Source organism: Paenibacillus sp. 2KB_20 (genome assembly GCF_052115765.1).
In the GTDB taxonomy this organism is placed as follows: Bacteria; Bacillota; Bacilli; order Paenibacillales; family Paenibacillaceae; genus Paenibacillus_AQ.
In genome coordinates this window covers 228457-249147 of sequence record NZ_JBFRHH010000006.1, presented here as the reverse complement: position 1 = coordinate 249147, position 20691 = coordinate 228457, and the positions used below count along the sequence as shown (strand labels likewise).

Annotated in this window: 15 protein-coding genes and 1 pseudogene; 7 read left to right on the top strand and 9 right to left on the bottom strand. The window is 43.7% G+C overall.

All coding sequences use genetic code 11. The features are described from left to right. Nucleotides 1–353 precede the first annotated feature (353 nt). A complete protein-coding gene (locus tag AB4124_RS17875) occupies nucleotides 354–1778 on the top strand; it encodes a hypothetical protein (protein ID WP_441973700.1) in 1425 nt (474 codons plus the stop codon). Nucleotides 1779–1830: 52 nt separating this feature from the next. Continuing rightward, a complete protein-coding gene (locus AB4124_RS17870) occupies nucleotides 1831–3051 on the top strand; it encodes an MFS transporter (protein ID WP_441973699.1) in 1221 nt (406 codons plus the stop codon). A gap of 110 nt (nucleotides 3052–3161) precedes the next feature. On the opposite strand, the gene AB4124_RS17865 is transcribed toward AB4124_RS17870, so the two are convergent. After that, on the bottom strand, nucleotides 3162–3524 hold the full coding sequence (locus tag AB4124_RS17865) for a winged helix-turn-helix transcriptional regulator (RefSeq protein WP_379405546.1): 363 nt from the start codon (nucleotides 3522–3524) through the stop codon (nucleotides 3162–3164). A 163-nt stretch (nucleotides 3525–3687) separates the two neighbouring features. Between AB4124_RS17865 and AB4124_RS17860 the strand changes: the two genes are divergently transcribed. Then, nucleotides 3688–4248 carry a TetR/AcrR family transcriptional regulator gene (locus AB4124_RS17860; RefSeq protein WP_441973698.1) on the top strand — a complete coding sequence of 187 codons (561 nt, stop codon included), beginning with the start codon at nucleotides 3688–3690 and terminating at the stop codon, nucleotides 4246–4248. A gap of 867 nt (nucleotides 4249–5115) precedes the next feature. Here the strand turns inward: AB4124_RS17860 and AB4124_RS17855 are convergent. Continuing rightward, nucleotides 5116–5787, bottom strand: coding sequence for a hypothetical protein (locus AB4124_RS17855; protein WP_441973697.1), 672 nt, complete (start codon nucleotides 5785–5787; stop codon nucleotides 5116–5118). 619 nt (nucleotides 5788–6406) lie between these two features. Here AB4124_RS17855 and AB4124_RS17850 point away from each other — a divergent pair. Continuing rightward, a pseudogene (locus AB4124_RS17850) lies at nucleotides 6407–6824 on the top strand (DUF3888 domain-containing protein). 263 nt (nucleotides 6825–7087) lie between these two features. On the opposite strand, the gene AB4124_RS17845 reads toward AB4124_RS17850, so the two are convergent. The 7 genes from AB4124_RS17845 to AB4124_RS17815 form a co-directional block, all read right to left on the bottom strand. Beyond that, nucleotides 7088–7753: a prolyl oligopeptidase family serine peptidase gene (locus AB4124_RS17845; protein WP_430107943.1), complete on the bottom strand. Its 666-nt coding sequence runs from the start codon at nucleotides 7751–7753 to the stop codon at nucleotides 7088–7090. Between the two features lie 477 nt (nucleotides 7754–8230). Further along, nucleotides 8231–9628 carry a catalase gene (locus AB4124_RS17840; RefSeq protein ID WP_441973696.1) on the bottom strand — a complete coding sequence of 466 codons (1398 nt, stop codon included), beginning with the start codon at nucleotides 9626–9628 and terminating at the stop codon, nucleotides 8231–8233. Next, nucleotides 9618–10088: a DUF6886 family protein gene (locus tag AB4124_RS17835; protein WP_441973695.1), complete on the bottom strand. Its 471-nt coding sequence runs from the start codon at nucleotides 10086–10088 to the stop codon at nucleotides 9618–9620. Before AB4124_RS17835 ends, AB4124_RS17840 begins: the two co-directional genes overlap by 11 nt. A gap of 321 nt (nucleotides 10089–10409) precedes the next feature. Next, entirely contained in the window at nucleotides 10410–13028 is a 2619-nt protein-coding gene (gene ppsA, locus AB4124_RS17830; RefSeq protein WP_441973694.1) for a phosphoenolpyruvate synthase, read from the bottom strand. 304 nt (nucleotides 13029–13332) lie between these two features. Continuing rightward, nucleotides 13333–15738, bottom strand: coding sequence for an RNA polymerase recycling motor HelD (gene helD, locus AB4124_RS17825; protein ID WP_441973693.1), 2406 nt, complete (start codon nucleotides 15736–15738; stop codon nucleotides 13333–13335). Between the two features lie 1300 nt (nucleotides 15739–17038). After that, nucleotides 17039–17581, bottom strand: a complete 543-nt coding sequence (locus AB4124_RS17820; RefSeq protein WP_441973692.1) for a GNAT family N-acetyltransferase — start codon at nucleotides 17579–17581, stop codon at nucleotides 17039–17041. A gap of 190 nt (nucleotides 17582–17771) precedes the next feature. Next, a complete protein-coding gene (locus AB4124_RS17815; RefSeq protein ID WP_441973691.1) occupies nucleotides 17772–18269 on the bottom strand; it encodes a tyrosine-type recombinase/integrase in 498 nt (165 codons plus the stop codon). Between the two features lie 669 nt (nucleotides 18270–18938). Between AB4124_RS17815 and AB4124_RS17810 the strand changes: the two genes are divergently transcribed. Genes AB4124_RS17810 through AB4124_RS17800 form a run of 3 tightly spaced genes read left to right on the top strand, consistent with a single transcriptional unit; the run spans nucleotide 18939 to nucleotide 20672 of the window. Next, nucleotides 18939–19415, top strand: coding sequence for a MarR family winged helix-turn-helix transcriptional regulator (locus AB4124_RS17810; protein ID WP_441973690.1), 477 nt, complete (start codon nucleotides 18939–18941; stop codon nucleotides 19413–19415). 17 nt (nucleotides 19416–19432) lie between these two features. Further along, nucleotides 19433–19828, top strand: a complete 396-nt coding sequence (locus AB4124_RS17805) for a DUF6220 domain-containing protein (RefSeq protein ID WP_441973689.1) — start codon at nucleotides 19433–19435, stop codon at nucleotides 19826–19828. Between the two features lie 22 nt (nucleotides 19829–19850). Further along, entirely contained in the window at nucleotides 19851–20672 is an 822-nt protein-coding gene (locus tag AB4124_RS17800; protein WP_441973688.1) for an alpha/beta fold hydrolase, read from the top strand. Nucleotides 20673–20691 lie beyond the last annotated feature (19 nt).

The following is a 20691-nucleotide window of genomic DNA, read 5'->3' as shown; positions in this document are numbered from 1 at the left end:
CGGCTTCATTCATAAGGCTATATTGACCTATCGTCTCCCGTTAGTTCAATGATGGTTCCTTGATTTGATTTATTACATAGTATCTAAATTTGACTTCACATCATTTGCTCAAAAATCTTTCCCGCCCTTCTTTCCTCTCAAGACAACATTGGTACATGCAGAGCCGGTCTTTGTATCACCTCCATTTCTAGTATCAAAATGTATCCCACCCCACAAAAATGTTCCGTTCCCACAAAAAAGTGCCTACTTTTCACCAATTAGTAAGGGTGATAACCTTACATACAGAACGATCGATCCATAATTGATTGAGCGACACACGGTCGTTAAAAAAACCATAGGTGAGGTGCTAAGAAATGAAGGAATATCAACTTATTTTGAAAGAGAAGAAGATCGTTTGGGGAGAAACCATAGATATTGAGCGGCTCATTGACAACAAGCCAGTCAACTCCATCAGACAGGGCGCAAACTCGAACATGGATTGGAATTTGCCCGCAGGCGTATATCGAGCAAAAGAGATTGTTATCGAACTCGATAAAATGCTTGAGGCTATGCTGGTTCAGCTGGGCGAACCAGTGAACAGCGATCCGACAGTACTCTTAGATAGCCTGTTAGCCAATTTGGCGATTTCCGGACGCTTGTCTTCTTTGCCCTTAAAATCATTGGAACTTGAAGATCATGCTGGTATAGAGATTAGAGCTCAAGCGGTACGTATCGGAGAACAATTGGTAAGCTGGGCCAGAGAGATCAATGCTGAGAAAAAGACATTGGCTGAGTATGGGTCAGAAACGCTTAGTGAACTGGAATTTCGAAGCCACTGTTATGGTCATCCGCTGACCCCGGAAGCCACTGCTCAGGTTTGGGGACCATTCAGCGGACCAAGGATTATGCAGATTTATAATGAATACTTACACCAATTCGTTTTACTTCGGGATGCCTTGTTGCCATTTGCCAATTGGGAAGAGGTTCCGTTTGAAGTCAAGGAATATAGGGAATTCAAAGGATTGCGTTTTCTGGAGCCATCCCGAGAAGTATTCTTAACGCAACTGTTCAAGAAAAAATTGACACATAAATCGATCATCCAGTATGCACAAAGTGTGGTTAGTTCAGGGTTGGAAAAAGTCGGTTACGGCTTCCAATATCGTCTAGGTACCGTTTTGCCGGCTGGTTTGGGTGAGTCTGCCCGTACGGCATCCCGTTATCTCCTGAGATGGCATCCCGTACAAACGATACAGGTAGAAGATGCAGAAGGTTTGGCCGCGGTCTCCTTCGATTATGAATATGATGATTATTATTCCGCGCCCCGTAAAGAGGCAGGAAAAGGAACACCGGTAGACGACGAATTGCTTCCTGAATATGGGGAGGATTACTATGAACCATCTATTGCCCGGTTGCTTCCAAATACCAGTACAGATCGAACGACCCTACAGTTCAGTTTGGAGATGAAAGGCAACGAGTTTGCAGTAGATCTTGGTCAACTTTTTAGGGGGCAGCGCTTTTTATATCGGCCACAAAGAAGCAGCTATGCCGGGAGCGAATTTATAAAACGAGAATACATCAACTGGCACCCTGCTGAAGACATTCTCTCGCATTCCGGATTGGTCACCAATGCAGATGGCATCCATTTCATTCCGACTGGAAAAAACGAACTTGTCCTATGGGCTTTACTAGGCAAACTCTATCCCGAGAATGTAGTTTTATTGGATAAAGGAGATCAGGAGGAACTGGAAGCGGCTTATGTTTCCGGCAAAGGCTTCGGTACGCAATTTCTAGTAATGTAAGTCGATGAAATGAAATCCGCCATCCATTTTGTATAGAAAGGGAGAATCTATATTGACCAGACAACAAAAGTTTTTGACAATGAATTTATTTTTATTGACCTTTATTCTGGGGACCAGTGAGTTTTTGATGGTCGGATTATTATCTGAAGTTGCCACAGATATGAAAATCGCCATATCGACTGCAGGCTTTCTGGTGACGGCTTTTGCGCTTACCTTTGCTATTGGTACCCCGGTCTTCACAGCATTATTCAGCCGATTTTCCAAATTCCCGCTCATCCTTGTCTTGCTCAGCATATTTATTGTTGGGAATATCGTCACGGCTTTATCAGGATCATATGGCCTGCTTCTGGTGTCCAGAATAATCACGGCCGTAGTTACCGGCGTCTTGATTGCACTCGCGATGTCAGTGGCAAGTGAAGTCATGCCTCCGGAAAAAAGAGGGCCGGTGATCTCCATCATCTTTACTGGTTTCACTGTGGCGAGCGTCCTTGGCGTACCCCTTGGCACTTTTATCGGACAATGGGGCGGGTGGCATTTGGCCTACTTGTTTACCACATTGTTGGGAATCATTTCTTTGATAGCAAGCATCGCAACCATTCCTAGAGGACTAAAAGGAAAACACAGTTCACTCACAAAACAACTCAGATTGCTCGCTTACCCCAGAATTGTGCTTGCTTTCGCCATTATGATGTTAAGTATAGCAGCTACTTATAGCATCTATACGTATTTAGCTCCTTTGCTTCAGGATGTGCTTTTTGTTCCGGCTCGTTATATTAGTCTCATCTTTTTACTGTATGGTGTTGTGTCTATTTTCAGCACGCTAATCGGAGGAAAGCTGGCTATCGGAGACGGGATGAGAAAAATTCGCTATGTGCTTCTGGCTCAAGCTGTCATCTTGGTGTCACTTTATTTTACTTCCGGCTCTCTTGTTGGGGGACTTGTCAGCATCTCATTCATGGCTCTTGTTGTTTATCTTATGAACTCGACGATGCAGTTGTACTTCATTGATTTTGCTGATGAGCATGTTCCGGAGGCAAGAGATTTGGCTTCATCCTTAACCTCCGTTGCCAACAATGTTGGCATTGCGATCGGATCCGCTTTGGGTGGATTTGTCACTACGAACATGAAGCTTATTGATCTTTCCTGGTCTGGTGGGATTGTGGCCGTACTCGCGGCAGTGTTGGCATGGGTCAACTATCGTTTGAAGCAAGCAACTGTCAGTACGATTAAAGAGAATAATGCACTGCGTGAGCAATACGAAGGAAATATATAATTAAGACATATAAAGCAGGAGGTAATTTGGAAAAGTACCTCCTGCTTTTCGAGTATCAAAAGCAGCCCGGTCAAAGGCAAGGTTAATGGTAAATGGGCAGATTGTAGCTTTTATGCATTCTTGTGATTTGTGTACAATACTTCATCAGGAAAGTTTTCGATATAGTTGGTACCAAAATCGCATAACATCATGAGCATAGGGGCAAGTTGCTCACCTAGCTGAGATAAGCAATATTCCACTTTTGGCGGTGAAACAGGATAAACCTTGCGAATAATAAGTCCGTCGCTTTCTAGCATTCTTAGCTGCATCGTAAGCATACGTTGGGTTGCTTCAGGAAGTTCCCGTCGCAGCTCATTATACCGTACTGGACCTTTTGCCAAGCGGTTTAAAATGGATATCTTCCATTTCCCACTGATTAAGCCGAGTACAATTTCCGAGGTACACCGATATTCTTTGTCTCTAAAGTTTATCATCTGTCGACACATCCTTTTTAGAAAAGATGGTGTAAAAGTAAGTTGTCTCTCTTCAGCCAATTCGAATTACATACCATTCATTCCATATATTATGTTCAAGCACTTAATTCTTGTCAAGGACTTCTGGACCGATTAGTATGAAATTAATAAAGGAGGTCATCTTATGCCGCGAACAGGACATCCACGTACATTTAATCGTGACGAGGCGGTTGCCGCCGCCATGATTCTTTTCTGGGAATATGGTTTTGAATCCACTTCACTGGCTCAGTTAAAAGCCGCAATGGGAGATATATCATCTGCAAGTTTTTACGCAGCGTTTAAGTCAAAAGAAGATCTGTTCCGCGAAGTGATTGATCGGTACACATCGATGTATGGACATGCTTCGGAAACTTTCAAAAATACAAACATAACGTCGAGAGCAGCCATGGAATTGGGACTGCAAGAAGCAGCTCGGTTCCAGACAGAGAACACTCACCCTTTAGGTTGTCTGTTGGTTTTGTCCACAGTTAACTGTTCTCCTGAGCAACAACATATCCAAGACCTTCTGTCAAAGGAAAGACCTGGGCAGAAATGGTCAGGGTTGTTTCATTATTGCCGTTCTTTAATAAGGCCAACCAAACATCACTTGCTTATCCGAATCAAACAAGTTTCGATTACAACCTGCTCCCGGCTGGACAAGGCATCGGTTACTTCAATTAATAGATTAGGGGCCACAGCGAAGTGAGTCCCTCCACTCAACCATTAAAGTTTATTAGATAATTTTCTAATCGGCCAAGTATCCAAGTTCTTGTCATTGAGTTACGACAAAAACCTATATACTTCAAACAAAAAAAGCCGCATATTATGCGACTATTAAAGCAATCATGTTCTTGTCGTCGGACAATTGGCGACCTACTCACCTGGCTGAAGACGCCCGGTACTCGTGTGCGAAGCTGAGCATGATCATGCCTTTGCAGGACAACCTGAACGATTATTCCAATCTTTAAAGTGTTCCAAAACATATATGAAATTTACTGCAGAAGATTCTGCTGAAGAACATTGCCATTTTGGAGCATTGAAATTGGCTAACCACCGCATGTTCACCTGGTTAGGTCAAGTTTTGAATAAAGATTAAGTTTCTTCTAAAGAATACCGAAGCTAGGTGAAGATTACATCACCTCTTAAGTGCCTTTCCCCAACACAGGAAAAAGGCGTTTGTTTTTCTGAAGTTGTCACAGAGCTGCCTGTTCCATATGTATGTTCTGTCTTTATAGCAAAGGAATCAAGTTCCTTTCCTCAGATGGGAACAAGAGCCTGATTCCTTAAATCCTGACCACCCGTCCAATGAACTGCACCCCAATTGTTAGACACCATCTAACATTGGAGGTGCAGTTCATATTTAGGGTGGTTTGCTTTTGGGGTATAACCCACTGTTGATATTATCCCCTTTAAGTAGACAGTGTGTAAAAAGCGCATTAAAGTCTACTCGGAGGGGATTTTTTCATTGGCGAAATACGAAATAATGGAAGTTGCATAATTCTGCCCGTTACTTGAATCAAAGCTCCGGCCTTTATAAGGCCGCCTCGATAATGATTGTGTGGATTGTTCCTTATCAGTTATTTTTTGTGAGCCTTAATGTTCCCTCTTTCAAGGCAATCGTATCAGAACTTGCATTTATTATGTAAAAGTAATATTGCCCTGATTCCTCAATAGTTAAATTGTAATTCCCCTTTAATTGATCGAAATCTTGCGATGGATTTAGAACACCGTCTTTAACGTAACCAATTAACATATTTTGATTTTCGACCACCTCCGATTTATACTTTTCAAATACATATTCTACATAGTCACCGGCTTTTAGTTCCCACCCCCTTCCATTAGTATCTGTTAAGACGCTTATTGAACCATTTACAGTAATTATCTCAGGGGAAATATATACTCCGTTTTTTTCTTTTGTTTCTAACTCAAATATTGAGGAAGGCATAAAATTTCCTTCCATTATCTTTGTGATAATCCGGTTCTCAGGAAGACCATTTCGTGTTCTATTCTTTAATTCTTCTGGTGAGTACTCGACTCCATTAGAATCAATATATACCCCGTTTCGATATATCATATAACCGCCACTTCCTTCTTTTCCAATCAAATGGCGATTATAATCAGTTATTAACTCTGTTTGTTTTATTTCTTTAGGAATACAAGCAGTAATTGTTGTTAAACCAACAACGATTATACCGATAAACAAACTTTTTTGGATTTTTTTAGAATTATTACTATTAAACACCATAAATATGAATCACCTTTCGTTTAGACGTAATTACCTGACATGTTATATGTTAATTCTACTGGATAAGCTATGATTGTATTGAGCAATCCTGCCCGTTAGCTTAATGAAATTGCATGGAAACATAGTTAGATTCTTATCTAATCGGTAATCGGCTCATGTTCTTGTCCTTCGACAACAAAACTTGTAGTTTTATTGATGCTTACTTGAATGTACCTTTTTTGGGAAGCTACACAAAAGCCGCTATAATAGCGACTTTCAATGAGACTATGTTTTTGTCCCTCGACATCAACAAAACTAGATTTTTTTATCAGTAGGAAAAGTACCATTTAAAGAACTTAGCATTCAATTCCTTCCAATTTCATTTTTATATAAGTATTCATTGGATTGGTGGGTAAAACCTTCATCCTTTGTCCGTTATATTAACAAATATATCCATCAAATACTTAAACTGCTACCGCACTATCCTGCCCGTTGGCTGAATAGGCTGCCGATTATGTCGGCAGCTGTCTTTTTGTGTGTTGTTATCTCCCGTTAATTCAATAAACACATACTTTATTCAGAAAAGGTAACAATATAAATTAATTTAATTAGATGAAGTCGTTAAGAGGTGTATTGAAAAATGAAAAGGATCCTACCCACTTTTATGCTACCCCTTGTTTGTATTAATTGTTTTCAAACAACAACCTTTTTCTTCAAACAAATCAACTCAAGACTCTGAAGAGCTTAGGTTACAGGATATGCTTATGAACTTACTTTCTCCTTTTATTGAGAAAGATTTGCATAACTATTATTATCCGAAGATTTTTAGTGATATCTCACCTGTTATCGCTCCCTGGAAAATTGAAGTGATTGAAACAAGAAGAGTAAATCATTTCCGTGGCTTTATATTGGAAATTACATTTGAAATTGAACCTACAGATGGTGGACACTGGATCCCAATAGGGAAGGACCGAATGACCTATGAAATTTCTTCTGGACCTAGGGTTAAATTGATTAATCATACTCACCTATCTACATATAAATATCCTCCAGAATAATTACAATATTATATTTAACGCATTATATTATTCTGCCAGTTAGTTTAATAAAAGGGCGTCTACCCCGTCGTGAAATCATATCGGGAATGTAACAATGTTCTTGGCATCAGTCGGGAATGTTATCAAGTTCTTGTAATTGTGTTTTGACAAGAACTTGATAACATAAATATATAAAGCCACATAATCAGCGGCTTCTAATGTTACTATGTGTTTGTCACCCGAAAAGAGCTGCCGTCGAGCAAGTTTCCGTTAGTGTAACAACTTCATTTCCTTACCATTAAAGAATGACCTAGAAACCAGCTATATAATTCCGGATTATCGTATGTTTCTGTCCATGAGTTGTGATTCGACTTAGGATAAATTGTGAAAGAGACATTTCCACCGTTTTCGCGAAGTGCGTCTACCATTTTTTTTGATTCAGCAATAGGAACTATATCATCCTTCGCTCCATGGAATGCCCAGGTGGGTGTTCCTATTAGTTCATGTATCCGGTTGGGGTTACCTCCACCACATATTGGAGCGATAGCTGCGAACCTTCCTGGATATTCTGCTGCTAAGTGCCACGTCCCATAACCACCCATGCTTAGACCCGTCAAGTATATCCGATCTGGATCTACGTTATAGTTTGCAATAATCTCATCTACTAATGCCATCAATCCGTCTTGTTCAGCATTCCAAAAAGAATCCTCCGGGCATTGAGGGGAAATCGTAATGAATGGAAAAGAAGGATCGCGTTCTGCTATCATAGGAATTCCATGTGCTTTTACCAACTCCAGATCATCTCCACGTTCACCTGCCCCGTGAAGAAATAAGATTAAAGGCCACTTAATTGAGGATTCTTTTTCATGATGATCTGGCAAATGTAAGAGGTATTTCATCCGGACTCTTTTTGTTATTTCTTTTTCAAATTTATTTACGGTTTGACTCATTGTATCTCCCTCACTTTACTGATATCTCCCATAGGGGGTAAAAATAGAATTCCCCATATTTCCCGGAATTCCTTCAGTTGCATTAAACTGCCTGTTAGTTGAACAAAAGCAGCCGATCTCGTTAACGGCTCCCTTCTTGTCTTCTATTAAACTAACGTTTGATGGCCATTCCATGTTCTTAGCTCCCTTCTAAAAATACAATCGATCAGCACAATGTACTTAAATTATTTGGCTCTTTTGTTGTGTGTCCTCATGTTAGTTCTTGAGAAAAATTCTTGTCATTGAGTTATGACAAGAATTTGTAAACTTCAAACAAAAAAAGCCGCATAGAATACGACTTTCAAAGTCATCATGTTCTTGTCTTCCGATATTTTTTAGCACATATCCTGCAGTGCCATCCACAACTAAAGCTATGATCCAAAAAAGGCCAACCGAATGGATTGGTTGACCTCAATCTCCTTCTTGTAATTGCGTGAATCATCCCTTCTTCGGTGCGGCGATCTGACGCGCTACCCTATCGGCTAATGTTGCATCTGCCTGGAATAAATAGCCTAACACAACCCTCTGAATCTCATGAGAAGCCGCCGATAAGTCATCAGCGAGGTTCTGAACAAGATGATCCTGCTGAACTTGTGTGAGCGATTGGTAGAATTGTCCCGCTTGCGTGAAATTATCGGCCTTCGGAATATCGGATCGAACGAGCCGGCCAGCTACATAGCGACCTGCCCCGCTCGTTACCTGTTCAGTCGGTGACCAGTTTGCTTGATGGTTAATCGGAATTTTGCGGAAATCCGATCCGAGGCGATGCCGCTGTGAATCCCAATAAATATTGCTGCGACCTTGCAGCATTTTATCATCGGACAGCTCGGCACCATCCAGAAGATTTGACGGGGAGAATGCCAGCTTTTCGATCTGCTCCTGATAATTAGTAGGGTTCGTATCCAATACTAGTCGACCAACTGGCAGCGGAGGGAAATGATTCACATCCCACACTTTCGTGTCATCCAGCGGATCGAACGACAGCATCGCCTCATCCTGTGGGTTCATCAACTGCACATACAGCCCGTATTGGACTGGTGTGCCTTTGGCAATCGTGTCATACAGATCTTTACCCGAATAATCCGGGTTCTCGCAGGCCAAACGAGCTGCTTCTTGCGCATCGATATATTGCTCTCCAGCCAACGGAATCCAGCGATATTTGACGTAGAAGCGGACGTTCTGTGCATTTTTCCAAACATAGGTGTTAACACTGTGTCCTGGCGTATGACGGAAGCTCTTGACCGTCCCTTCGTCCGAGTACAGACGTACAACGAAATGGGTTGCCTCTGGCGCTGTAGCAATGAAACCCCAGAATCGATTCGGATCGATGAGATTGTTAACTGGTGATGGCAGGAAAGCATGAATTGACTCAGGGAACCGGATCGGGTCTCGTACGAGGAACACAGGGATATGATTACAGAGCAGGTCGAAAACACCAAGCTCGGTATAAAATTTCGTCGAGAATCCACGCACGTTGCGGGATGTATCTGGTGACCCTTTGTTGCTGACCGCAAGTGAGAAACGAACTGTAACGGGTACCCGTTGTCCCGGCTGCTGCAAGAAGCACAGGTTCGTATAAGCGGCCATCGAGTGAAGGGCTTCAAAATAACCCAAGGCACCAAACCCCTTCACGTGGACCGGACGCTCTAATATTTTTTCGTGGACAAAGGTTTCAAGTGTTTCATGCAGCATGCTGTCCTGTTCCAGGATCGGTCCCCGTTCCCCTACCGTCTGCGAATGGTGTTCCGACGACTGCATAGCACTCCATTGTGATTGAGCATTGCCTCCCTGCCAGCTTCGACCGTTTGCCTGATTGTTAGCTTTGTTACCGTCCATTCATCCGCCTCCCATACCTACATTCTCGGGGATATATATGCATGGCTATGTACGGGTATGACAGCATGTCAATTTGTATATTGAATCGAAATGAGTAAATGTGCATTCCATCACATAGGAGAGGAATCAGATCATCGTCAAAGCAATATCTATAAATGGTCTGTGTTGAAATCCTCGTATACCAATCACTTTCCACCGTAACTATGGTATCAGCAATTGAATTTTTGAAGAAAAGTTGCAAATGTTGGTCCGTTGTCTCCTCGTCTTTCCTACACACAATGCGAGGACAATCCCTCGGGAAATAGTATGTAAACTCATGTTCTTCATCAATTGCCCAAACTACCGCAGGAAAATCAGGACGATTTTGTTTCTCTTTAGGAATAAATACTTTGATACTAGCGTCTTCGCTAAAATGAAAAAGCACGCAACCCCTCCTCAAATCGATTACCTTGTATTCCATATGAACATTGAATTATCATGCCTGTTAGCTTAATGAAATTGCATTGGGTTTACTTAGATATTCATCTAATCGGTAATCGGACTATGTTCTTGTCCCTCGACACTCAAAGTGTCACAATTGACATGTCTTCTACTTTTTTAATGCGTTATTACGCTTGGCGATCAAACTTTAATTACATGGATATACACAATCAATCTGTAGAACCATTGCTTGCTAAAAGAAAAGCAGAATCAAAACGTAATAAAACACCGCCAGTAATACTGACGGTGTTTTGGTGTCTAAAACTTAAAAACGGCTTTCCAGTATCCCAACTTCTTAACATTACAATAATTCGATATACCCTTCTGTTCCATGCACGCGAATTCGTTGCCCATCTTTTATCAATTTGGTCGCGTTCTCCACACCTACAACCGCTGGCAAGCCATATTCACGTGCTATAACGGCTCCATGGGTCATCAGTCCGCCGACTTCCGTAACTAAGCCTTTTATAGATAAAAACAATGGAGTCCAGCTGGGATCGGTAAAGGCAGTCACAAGTATATCGCCATCTTCCAGATCAGCCTCTTCCATATTCTGGATCACCCGTGCCCTCCCTTCGATAACACCCGAGGAAACGGCAAGACCTGCAATAGCTCCGGCGGGGATATTTTCCCTTTTGTACTGACCCGTAATGATTTCGCCATCAGACGTAATCACACGTGGCGGAGTTAGTTTTTCATATAATTTATACTCGTCCTTCCGCTTGCTGATAATCTGGTAATCTAATTTATTTGTGCGAACAACTTCTTGAAGTTCTTCAAAAGCGAGATAGTAAATATCTTCTTTTTCATAAAGAACGCCCGCTTGTACGAGTCGTTCCGCTTCCTTAAGTAAAGCCTGTTTATAAATGAAGTAGCGACTAACAATGTCGTATTTCGGATATTCACGATAACCGCTGAAATTCCGGATCAGGTCGATCATTTGTTTTGTCTCTTCGGCTTTTTGTTCACCATCCGGTAATTGTTTCAATCGGGCCAATAAATCCTCTTCTTTCTCCAAAGCTTCCTGTCGCCCCTGCTCAAATTTTCGTTTGCTGGCGCCAGGCTCAAGGTTTTTGATGTTACTGAGGATCATAGGCGCCAGTATACTTGGTTTTTCACTCCAGCGTGTTCTTGTAATATCGATCTCCCCGGCACATCGCATTCCATATTTGTCGAGAAAAGCAGCAATAGCATCACGTACCTGCTGCCCACCTTCGAATTGAACCAATTCATCTAAAAAGCTATCATCCTTTACCTGTTCTAGAAACTCAATTATTTCCGGATAGGGACGAATCACATCTGCAACATCCAGTAGCTCCATTCCCATTTCAGAAGTGACGTTGTTAGGTACAGATAGGGAAAGTGTGTCTGCTACGTTTTTTTCACCTAACCAGTCATCCATTTTTTCATTGATCCATGCAGAAGCATGCATAGCGGCCATAATCACATTCAAATTTTTCAGATCTGACGCACGCTGCCTCCGTTGCTGCATATCTTCCAGGATACAATCATATACATCCAATCCTGATTTCGTTTGGAGGTTCTGTTTTAACGCTGATAACGATGTCTCACTGCTCTTAATCAAATTAGCAACAATTGCCGGATCGCTTCCTGCTTCTGCCAGAATATCCGTAGCTGACATACCTATATGGCTTTTTACGGGACCCGGTTCGCTCTGGTCATTCGGGTCCAACTTTATAAAATCTGCCCGCTCTATGATGGTAGTAAGCGCGTCTTTTATGAGCGGATCGGAGTGTCCTAAAACACCCAATAAATTTTGCCTGCCAGTTGTCGAAGCCAAGCCCTTCGTGATATCCACAAACAGCCTTCCGCCAGCCGTTTTAAACATGGGGCTGGCACCTGTTAACACCCAAACGGATATCCCCAGCGGTTTAAAAGGATCCGTCATCATTTGCTGATGGCCGACAGACACATACACGTGATTCTCCTGGTCATTTGCTTCAGGAATGGGATATAAAGTGGTGATCGGCCGGCTCTGGACAATATAAAGGGTATCATCAGCCAAACACCATTCGATGTCTTGGGGCTGGCCGAAATGAGCTTCGATCTGTCTTCCTGTGCGTGCCAGTTGTAAAATTTGGTCATCCGTAAGCGTTTGACTCTTTTGCTGATCAGGATTGAGCTGCCGGGTCTCTGTCCCGCCTTCTTTCCGTCCGTAGATCGCGATTTTTTTGGTTGCAATCCTCTTGTCGACGATTTGCTCATCCCGCACTTTATAAACATCGGCAGAAACCAAGCCGGAGACCAGCGCTTCTCCGAGTCCAAAACTGGCATCGATTGAAAGCAGCTTTCGGTTTCCGGTAATTGGATCAGCGGTAAATAAAATCCCTGAAGCCTGTGGGAAGACCATCCTTTGAACGATAACGGATAAATATACTTGACTGTGGTCAAATCCATTTTGCATGCGGTAGATGACCGCACGATCCGTAAATAGTGAAGCCCAGCATTGGCTGATATGCTGCAAGATGGCATCGATGCCGATGATGTTTAAATAGGTGTCTTGTTGACCGGCAAAAGAGGCATGCGGCAAATCCTCAGCAGTCGCGCTGGAACGCACAGCATACGCATGTTCCTCGCCAAACCGGGAGAGATAGCGAGTAACAGCTTCTACTACATCGGATGGAATTTCTACTTCCAAAATGATCTGCCGGATCTTCCTGTTGATTTCCCCAATTTGGTCTCGATCATCTACTTTTAGCATGGTTAGGCGATCCAATAAAGCATGATACGCTTCGTTTTGTTCGATGGCTTTTTGATACCCCACGGTTGTAACACAAAATCCCTCGGGTACTTGTATTCCTTCAATTTTTGATAATTTCCCCAAATTCAACCCTTTTCCGCCAACGAGTAAAAGCTGCGTTTTTTCCATTTCCTGAAAGCCGAGAACGAAAGTACTCATTCAATATCTCTCCTAACCATTAAATTGATATAAAAACATTTGACAAGAGATTACCAGTGCAGTAATTGGCCAGTTGATGCTGTAACGTTGGAGGGATTATCACGACGATTGTATGGGATGATGCAGCAGTTGAAAGTGTCGTTATGAGCGATACATTTATCATCTTCAGATCGGTGTCGAAGTATTATGAGTTTCGGAATGGCATTATTGACAACGGTGCTGTCCAGAATAACCATGATCATGGCGCCCAAAATTTGTAGAATCATGAGAGCAGCTTATCGCGGCCGACGTCATCCCCGATCCGTTAATAGGGTGCTTTCTCGTACAAATTCGCAGGCAATGCCTGCACGAACGGCGACCAATCGCCCGTCGTGTAAAGATGAAGCCGGTGCATGGCCCGCGTACAAGCCGTATAAAGAAGCTTGCGTTCGTTGTCCCGGCCGTAAGCTTCGGGCGAAGCATCATAGACCAAAACTGCATCGAACTCGACACCCTTGGCGAGATACACGGGAATGATCATCACTCCTTTTTCAAAGCCCGGCGTCTCCTTCGTAATGAGCTGCAGAGATTCACCTCCATGAATCCGTAACGATTCATGGGCCTCCCGGCTTTCGGCTGCGGTCTTCGTAATGACGGCAATGGAATCGAAGCCCTCGGCCGTTAGCGCCGCGATGTCTGCCAGAATTTGCGCATCACGCTTCTCACCGCCATCCAGACTCGTCAGAAGGGGCTTTGGGCCACCCCTTTCAAACGGTGCAATGTCTTCCCCGCCCGGAAGCATCGATTTCGTAAATTCAACAATCTCCTTGGTTGAACGATAACTACGTACAAGGCGGACAAGGCGTGTTTCGGTTTCACCGAAAAGGCGGACCAGTGGCGAATCGGCTGTGTCCAAACTTGTAGACTGCATATAAATCGCTTGCCCGAAATCGCCGAGCACCGTCATCCGGGCACGGGGAAACAGCTTTTTTAGATATTCATATTGAAACGCCGAATAATCCTGTCCCTCGTCAACGAAGACATGCCGGATTTCCGTGTTCGTCCGCACGCCTTCGATCAGTTCTCTTAAATACAAATACGGAGTCGCATCCTCGTGGAGCAACTCGCTTCGGAGCAGCGCTTCCTTGGTTTGCCCGCATATTTCAGCCCACAGCGGAGGGACGTCGGCCCCATTCGTTTTCTCCCGATAAGGGGCTTCGCCCTCAAATAGTTGCCCATATAAACTCTTGATATCGACGAACGAGAATTTCTTCACGTTTTTCCTAAGCGCTTTAAAGCCTTCTTTCACGATCCTTCGGCGAAGCAGCTCTTCCTCCTTAAGGCCGAAGTCAAAGTCGCCTTCATCTCCCCGGCGTTCGTTCTCACGAGTGGCGTATTTTTCTGCAATTTCGAATACTTCCTTCTCTTTATGCAGCATTTCGAAGGCCTCCACGTACTGCTCGGTGTCAAGATAATTCAACTCTTCCTGTACCCAAGGAGCTTCTCGTTCCGCGCGTTCCAGCGAAGCAAGTTCATTCAGCAGCCATTCCTGCAAAAGTAGGACACGATTGAACAACGGCAGGGAGTGGTCATGGCCGTAAAACTCCGCCTTCATTTGCTCTGCGGTAATCAAATCGCGGTCCCGAAACCGAATACCGTTGAACCGCATGCCTTCCCGTCCCAACCACATTGCATAGTTTTGCAGGGCTTGCAGGAAAGCCTCGGATGCTTTATACCCGATCCCCTGAAGGCGAGCCTCGTACCCCGGCGCTCCTTGCGAGGTCAGCACATATTCGATCTGGTCAAAAGGATCCTCCGGCCGCAGCGAGGAGCCGAGCCAATAATCGAGATATTCCTGAAATGTCGTCTGCTGCATATTCTCTTCGCCGAGCTCCGGAAGGACGGTGGAGATATAACCGGCAAACATCGGATTCGGCGAGAAAAGAACGATCTGATCGGCCTTGATCGTCTGGCGGTGTTTGTACAGCAAGTACGCCACTCGCTGCAACGCCGCGGAAGTCTTGCCGCTACCGGCTGCCCCCTGCACGATAAGTATCCGGCTGCTGTCGTCGCGGATGATGGCGTTTTGTTCCTTCTGGATGGTTGCCACGATGCTCTTCATTTGCGAATCTGCGCCTTTGCCGAGCACCTGCTGCAGCAATTCGTCTCCGATCGTTTCGCTCGCGTCAAACATGTTGCGGATTTGCCCGTTTTGAATCTGAAACTGCCGCTTGAGCTCCATCACCCCTTCGAATCGTCCGGACAGCGTGACATAAGACGCCGGGCCGGGGGGATAGTCGTAGTACAGGCTCGCGATTGGCGTGCGCCAGTCATAAATCAGAAAGCTCAATCCGTCTTCGTCGACGAAGGAAGAGACGCCGATATAAATCTGCTCGCTGAAGTCCAGACCATCCTCCTTAAAGTCGAAGCGTCCGAAATAAGGAGACGGGAGCAGACGGTTCATGCTTTTCCATTGCTCCGTCAGCAGCTTGTGTCGGCGCTCCCGTTCGGCCAATAAAGCGGACTGCTGGTTAATCGTGTAGTAAGTCTCTTCGAAATCTCCGCCCGTGCTTGTGTTAATCGTAAGATCTTCCCAAAACCGCTTGCGGATGTCTGAAGCCTGATCACGCAGCCCCTCAACATCCGGCTCCAGTTCGGCGATTCTCGCCTGCAGCTTGTTCCGGACCTGTTCCAGCCGCTCCTGTTCCTCCTGCCAATCCTTCGCCTCCATTTCCCCTCAACACACTCCTTTTTCCGTTTTTTTTGGGGCAAAAAAGATCATTGACAAATCAAAATTCCAGATGTACAATTAAAGTAGGGATACAATATAATGTTGTACATATTTTGATTGTCAATGACGCTAATGATTGTATCATAGCGTTAATTTGCATTCAATTGTTTTTTTGTTGTTACTGTTCGGCAGCGTTGAACACTGGCCCGGATTGTGGACAGTTTCAACAAAACACCGCTGAGTTAAGCTGCCAGGAGATGCCCCTTTAATTCGTCAGGGTCATCTTTTTTTATGTCCACTGGCTCTGAATTGTAATGGGTTATGTGGAAGCGGCATTTCGGGCAGACGGACATCCGCTTGTCTTCCATGTCCAGCGTGTACGAATACACAATACGCCTGTTCGGAACGATTTCCTCTCGGCTAAATATTTCTCATGATTCATTCTCATCATTCGCATGATATTCGTGAAATACTCTACGGTAACCAGATCGTTCCTTTGCATCCGGCTCGATACATTCTCAAGCTCATGCAAGAGTTTCTGCTGCGTGTGGATATTTTCTTTAAGGCGATCCATCTGAAGGGAAAAGATTCTTAACGACAGCTCGCCCCTGCCTACCGCGTGATGTAGGACCTCTCGCAGGGGGGCGGCGTGCCCACGCTGAATCCGACCGTGGATTTCCGCGACGAATCTGGTTCCCCCTCTCGGCTAACTTGCCAGCTGTTGAACGAGAACACCAAAGAGGGCTATGGCAGGTTACCAATTGGCAACCTGCCATAGCCCTCCACCCCGCATAACCCCTCCATTCCTCTAAAAAACAATGTTCCGAATATGTATTTGTAAAAGGAATATCGGGAATTATGAGACTCGTATTGTCTAAAATATGCTGCTTCGATATACTGATTTCAATCGTTTATTATTGTAATATAACCGTTCTGTATTTTTTTGTTCCTTAGTTTAAACTTTCCTGCCCGTTAGCTGAACAGGCTGCCGATGATCTCGGCAGCCTATTGTCATAGTGCTATCGTTTCCCGTTAGTTTAATGCCTGAAGCCAGTTTAGCTTTGTAACTCCGTTTTTGCGGGCATCAGCTTATCACACTCGGTGCTTCCTTCAACCCTGCTCAGCCACGAATTATAAAATGCTAAAAACTACATCTGTAATGAGAATCCATATCAATCACGGTTAACCATATACGTTCTTGTCTTTTTTTCTTGTCGTCTTACAATATCAAAGCATTTTTAGTTTTGATTGGACACAACAAATCGCTTACGGCTGATTGGGAGCCATCGGAAACAATTGCTTATTTTCTGTAGCTTCTGTAATAAAAGTAACTATCATTTTCCATATAAAATTGGTTATCCTCCCCTATAGGCGTTCGTCTTTCAAGCAATTTAAATCCACATTTTTCAGCCAATTTGTTCGAGGGAACATTGGCACAATTAATTGTCAGGATTAAATACTTAACATCAGATACCTCAAAGCACCATTCTGCCAAGGCACTTATCGCTTCTCTGGTATATCCGTTCCTTTGATGTTTTTCCGACATGAAATATCCCAGTTCGATTTCATTTAGCTTCTCTTTAAGCCCCACCCCTATGCTACCAATCATCTCATCGGTGTCTGGCAAGGCAATCGCGTAGGAACGGCCAATGGAAATATCCGTATTATCCGATTGCTTTTGATACTGATCAATCAATCCATAATAATCCTTCGGATGTGCGCGTCCGTCAGCCCAATCTGGCATATAACGGTATACAGCCGATTCCCTGGCAATTGAATAAAATCTTTTAGCATCTTTTTTTTCCAAGGTTCTTATAACAACATTTTGAGTTTCTATGCGCATGGCAGATACTCCTCCTAATACAAATTTTGTTCGCTGCTCATTTGTTTACCTATTATAACTTACACACACTTGACAGTTAGGCTTGTGCTTCAAACAGTTTATCACAAACTTTTTTGGAAAGTACGTTTATAACTAAACTATACTGCCATTTAGTTTAGCGACGGACAATCAAGTCCGCCGCTATTACAAGCTAAAAGAATCTGCGGTAAAGTTCCCTCCGGCGTTCGCCACGGAGCTGAGCATATATTTGTGTAGTTGATGCTTTTTCATGACCCAACATACCTTGGATGAAATCCAGGGGTGCACCGTTATCTAGTAGCTGGCAAGCATAAGTATGTCTAAAGCGATGCGGATATACATTCGCTTCGATTTCTCCCCGATCTGCAAGCCGTTTTAATGCCCATCTAATCGTAGGAATGGCCATTAGCTTAATGGGGTGGGTATCCGTTACGAATAATGCTTTACAGGTATCTTCACGACTGGCGAGATATTTCTTTAACCACACCTTGCACTCAGTCGTGAAGTAAACTTCTCTCTGCTTTGAACCCTTGCCGTTAACTATTGCAGAGCAGTGTTCCCAATTCAGATCCTCAATGTTGATCTTCTCTACCTCCCCGACACGACAGCCAGTGCAGTAGAGAAACTCGACCAGAGCTCTTTCCCTCAGTGACTGACAAGAGATCTTCAAGTGAATGACATCTTCAAATTAGAAACTTAGGAATGCGCTTATCCAATTTGGGTTCTCTTAATTTTAGTGAGGGATTTGAAGTCAGGAAAGCTTCTTCATAAGCGTAGCGGAAAAGAGAACGAACAAACCGAATACGATGTCCTAGCTGCTCGGCTTTAGCCGATCTGCCTGTTTCGCCAAGTATTCTTTAAGCATTGTTAACGTTATCTCAGTTATATCGAGGTCACCAAGTTCTGACATCAGCATTTTGTGCTGGAGGACGTACGCTTTTAATGTCTTCGGACTAAATCCTTGAATACGTTTGTCAGCCTCATACGACCGCCACAGCTCACTTAGATTCATAACAAAACCTCCCATCTAGAAGCTATTAAGCTTCTTATGGGAGGTTTTAATCTGACCTCTTTGAACTAGCGTTCCCAGTTAGTACAATGAAGCTCCCGATCCATTCGGTCTTTATAAAACCATCTCCGGACGTTTTTTATATTGGGGTTCCGCCAACAAAACTCGGATTTCGTACGCTATGGCGCTATTTACTTTTATGTACTCTCGCGGCTTCGCTGGTAGTACCCCTACATGTTAATTTGTATCAGTCATCCTTTTTTGTTGACGCAGGAAACAAAAAAAGTTATGATGTTATTGTTTCCAGAGTAAACAATAACGAGGTGTCTTATGGCCAAGGACGAGGAATTAAGCCGAATTTTTAATCGAGTTTCGGAAAGACATAACTTGATTAAAACGATGGAAGAGAAAAAATATAAGTTTATAAGAGAGAACACGTTTATGGAAGTTCACTGCATTGATTTCATCGAGAAGATGAAAGACGCCAATGTGACCAAATTGGCTAATACTTTTCAAGTAACCAGAGGTGCGATCAGCAAAGTGACTAAACGATTAATCGAGATGGGAGCTATAGAACGATACCAAAGTCCCGACAATAAAAAGGAGATTTACTTCAAGCTTACTGACATCGGGAGAGAAATTTATTGGGAACACGAAAAAATGCATCAGACGAGAATCGAAAGAGACAGCGGATTTTTCAGTCAATTAAGCGATGAGGAAAAGGATAACCTTATTCAGATTTTAAACAAAATTTACGGCCAGATCGCCGAAGAACTAAAAAATTTGGGCATGGACAATTACATCTGATGAAAGGAGCTTGAACTTTGACAGTTGAAATTAATAAAACGGAGCCTTCTCGGGTGAGAATTTGCAGGTTGGCGTATTTCACTCTCTCGTGGGTGTTAATGATTTGTATCGTCGTACAAGTATTTCTAGCCGGAGTGGCATTGTTCGATCATTCGGAGGCTTGGAAATGGCATAGGACGTTTGTTCATATGTTTGAATATATTTCGATTATCTTATTTACTCTCGGCATCATCGGGAAGCTTTCCCGGAAGTTGACCTGGGGGAGTCTCGGTTTATTTGCCCTTTTCAATATTCAATATTATACGGCACATGGCATTGCAGGCGCGCTTCATCCCGTTCTGGCCCTTGCCTTGTTCTGGGGAGCACTTGCGTTGATACGAGGTTCTTATCCATTATTAATAAAAAGAAGATAGCTCGATGTAGGAGGGAGTCCGAATGGTAAAATCGGGGCGCGTTAAGACCGAAGGCGATGAGTTATATTATGAAATTAGGGGAGAAGGAGAACCGCTCTTAATGATTTATGGCGGGAGCGGAGATGCGGGATTTTTTTCATATGTGGCCGATATTCTTGCCGACGAGTATCAGGTTATCACGTATGACCGCCGCGGCAATTCACGCAGCACCAGAAACGATCCGATATATTTTGAGGTTAGCCAACAGGCCAGAGACGCAGTTGCGGTGTTAAAAGCAGTCGGTCATCAGTCAGCCTATGTTTTCGGAAGTAGCGGAGGTGCCATTTTTGCGCTGGAAATGGCGACAAGACATCCACAATCAGTCAAAGCGATGGTTATCCATGAACCGCCCGTAATCAGGGTGCTACCGGATGCTGAAAAATGGCAAAGATTTTTTGCCAACGTTTATCGGACATCATTTCGATTCGGCGTTCAAATGGCTAGCTTCAGGTTCAATTTGTCTCTTTCCATCCCTTTCAGTGCTTATAAAAGCGTTCCAAAAGATTTTCAAAAACGGGCAACGGAAGCTAATAATGAAAGCTTCTTTATCCGGCACGATATGATTCCCAGTGTGAGCTATATGCCCGATATCGAGAGGATTAAGCAAAACGGAGTCAAAATGATTGCGGCCGCGGGCAAGATGACGCTGGAAAAGAAGAAATACTATGGACGAACGGTTCCGATCTTGGCCGAGATGCTGAACTGCGAAATGGTAACCTTTCCGGGTCATCACCTTTCTTTTTTTGATATGCCACAGGAATGGGCGGCTGAGTTACGGGATGTTCTTCATAGGGTATCGACCTAAGGAACTGCGTCCCCGGTCA

What these genes read in the sequence shown, in the direction of transcription:
- AB4124_RS17875 (WP_441973700.1), top strand. Translation starts at nt 354, where the DNA reads ATGAAGGAATATCAACTTATTTTGAAAGAGAAGAAGATCGTTTGGGGA.
- AB4124_RS17865 (WP_379405546.1), bottom strand. Translation starts at nt 3,524, where the DNA reads ATGATAAACTTTAGAGACAAAGAATATCGGTGTACCTCGGAAATTGTA.
- AB4124_RS17860 (WP_441973698.1), top strand. Translation starts at nt 3,688, where the DNA reads ATGCCGCGAACAGGACATCCACGTACATTTAATCGTGACGAGGCGGTT.
- AB4124_RS17855 (WP_441973697.1), bottom strand. Translation starts at nt 5,787, where the DNA reads ATGGTGTTTAATAGTAATAATTCTAAAAAAATCCAAAAAAGTTTGTTT.
- AB4124_RS17845 (WP_430107943.1), bottom strand. Translation starts at nt 7,753, where the DNA reads ATGAGTCAAACCGTAAATAAATTTGAAAAAGAAATAACAAAAAGAGTC.
- AB4124_RS17840 (WP_441973696.1), bottom strand. Translation starts at nt 9,628, where the DNA reads ATGGACGGTAACAAAGCTAACAATCAGGCAAACGGTCGAAGCTGGCAG.
- AB4124_RS17835 (WP_441973695.1), bottom strand. Translation starts at nt 10,088, where the DNA reads ATGGAATACAAGGTAATCGATTTGAGGAGGGGTTGCGTGCTTTTTCAT.
- ppsA (WP_441973694.1), bottom strand. Translation starts at nt 13,028, where the DNA reads ATGAGTACTTTCGTTCTCGGCTTTCAGGAAATGGAAAAAACGCAGCTT.
- helD (WP_441973693.1), bottom strand. Translation starts at nt 15,738, where the DNA reads ATGGAGGCGAAGGATTGGCAGGAGGAACAGGAGCGGCTGGAACAGGTC.
- AB4124_RS17820 (WP_441973692.1), bottom strand. Translation starts at nt 17,581, where the DNA reads ATGCGCATAGAAACTCAAAATGTTGTTATAAGAACCTTGGAAAAAAAA.
- AB4124_RS17810 (WP_441973690.1), top strand. Translation starts at nt 18,939, where the DNA reads ATGGCCAAGGACGAGGAATTAAGCCGAATTTTTAATCGAGTTTCGGAA.
- AB4124_RS17800 (WP_441973688.1), top strand. Translation starts at nt 19,851, where the DNA reads ATGGTAAAATCGGGGCGCGTTAAGACCGAAGGCGATGAGTTATATTAT.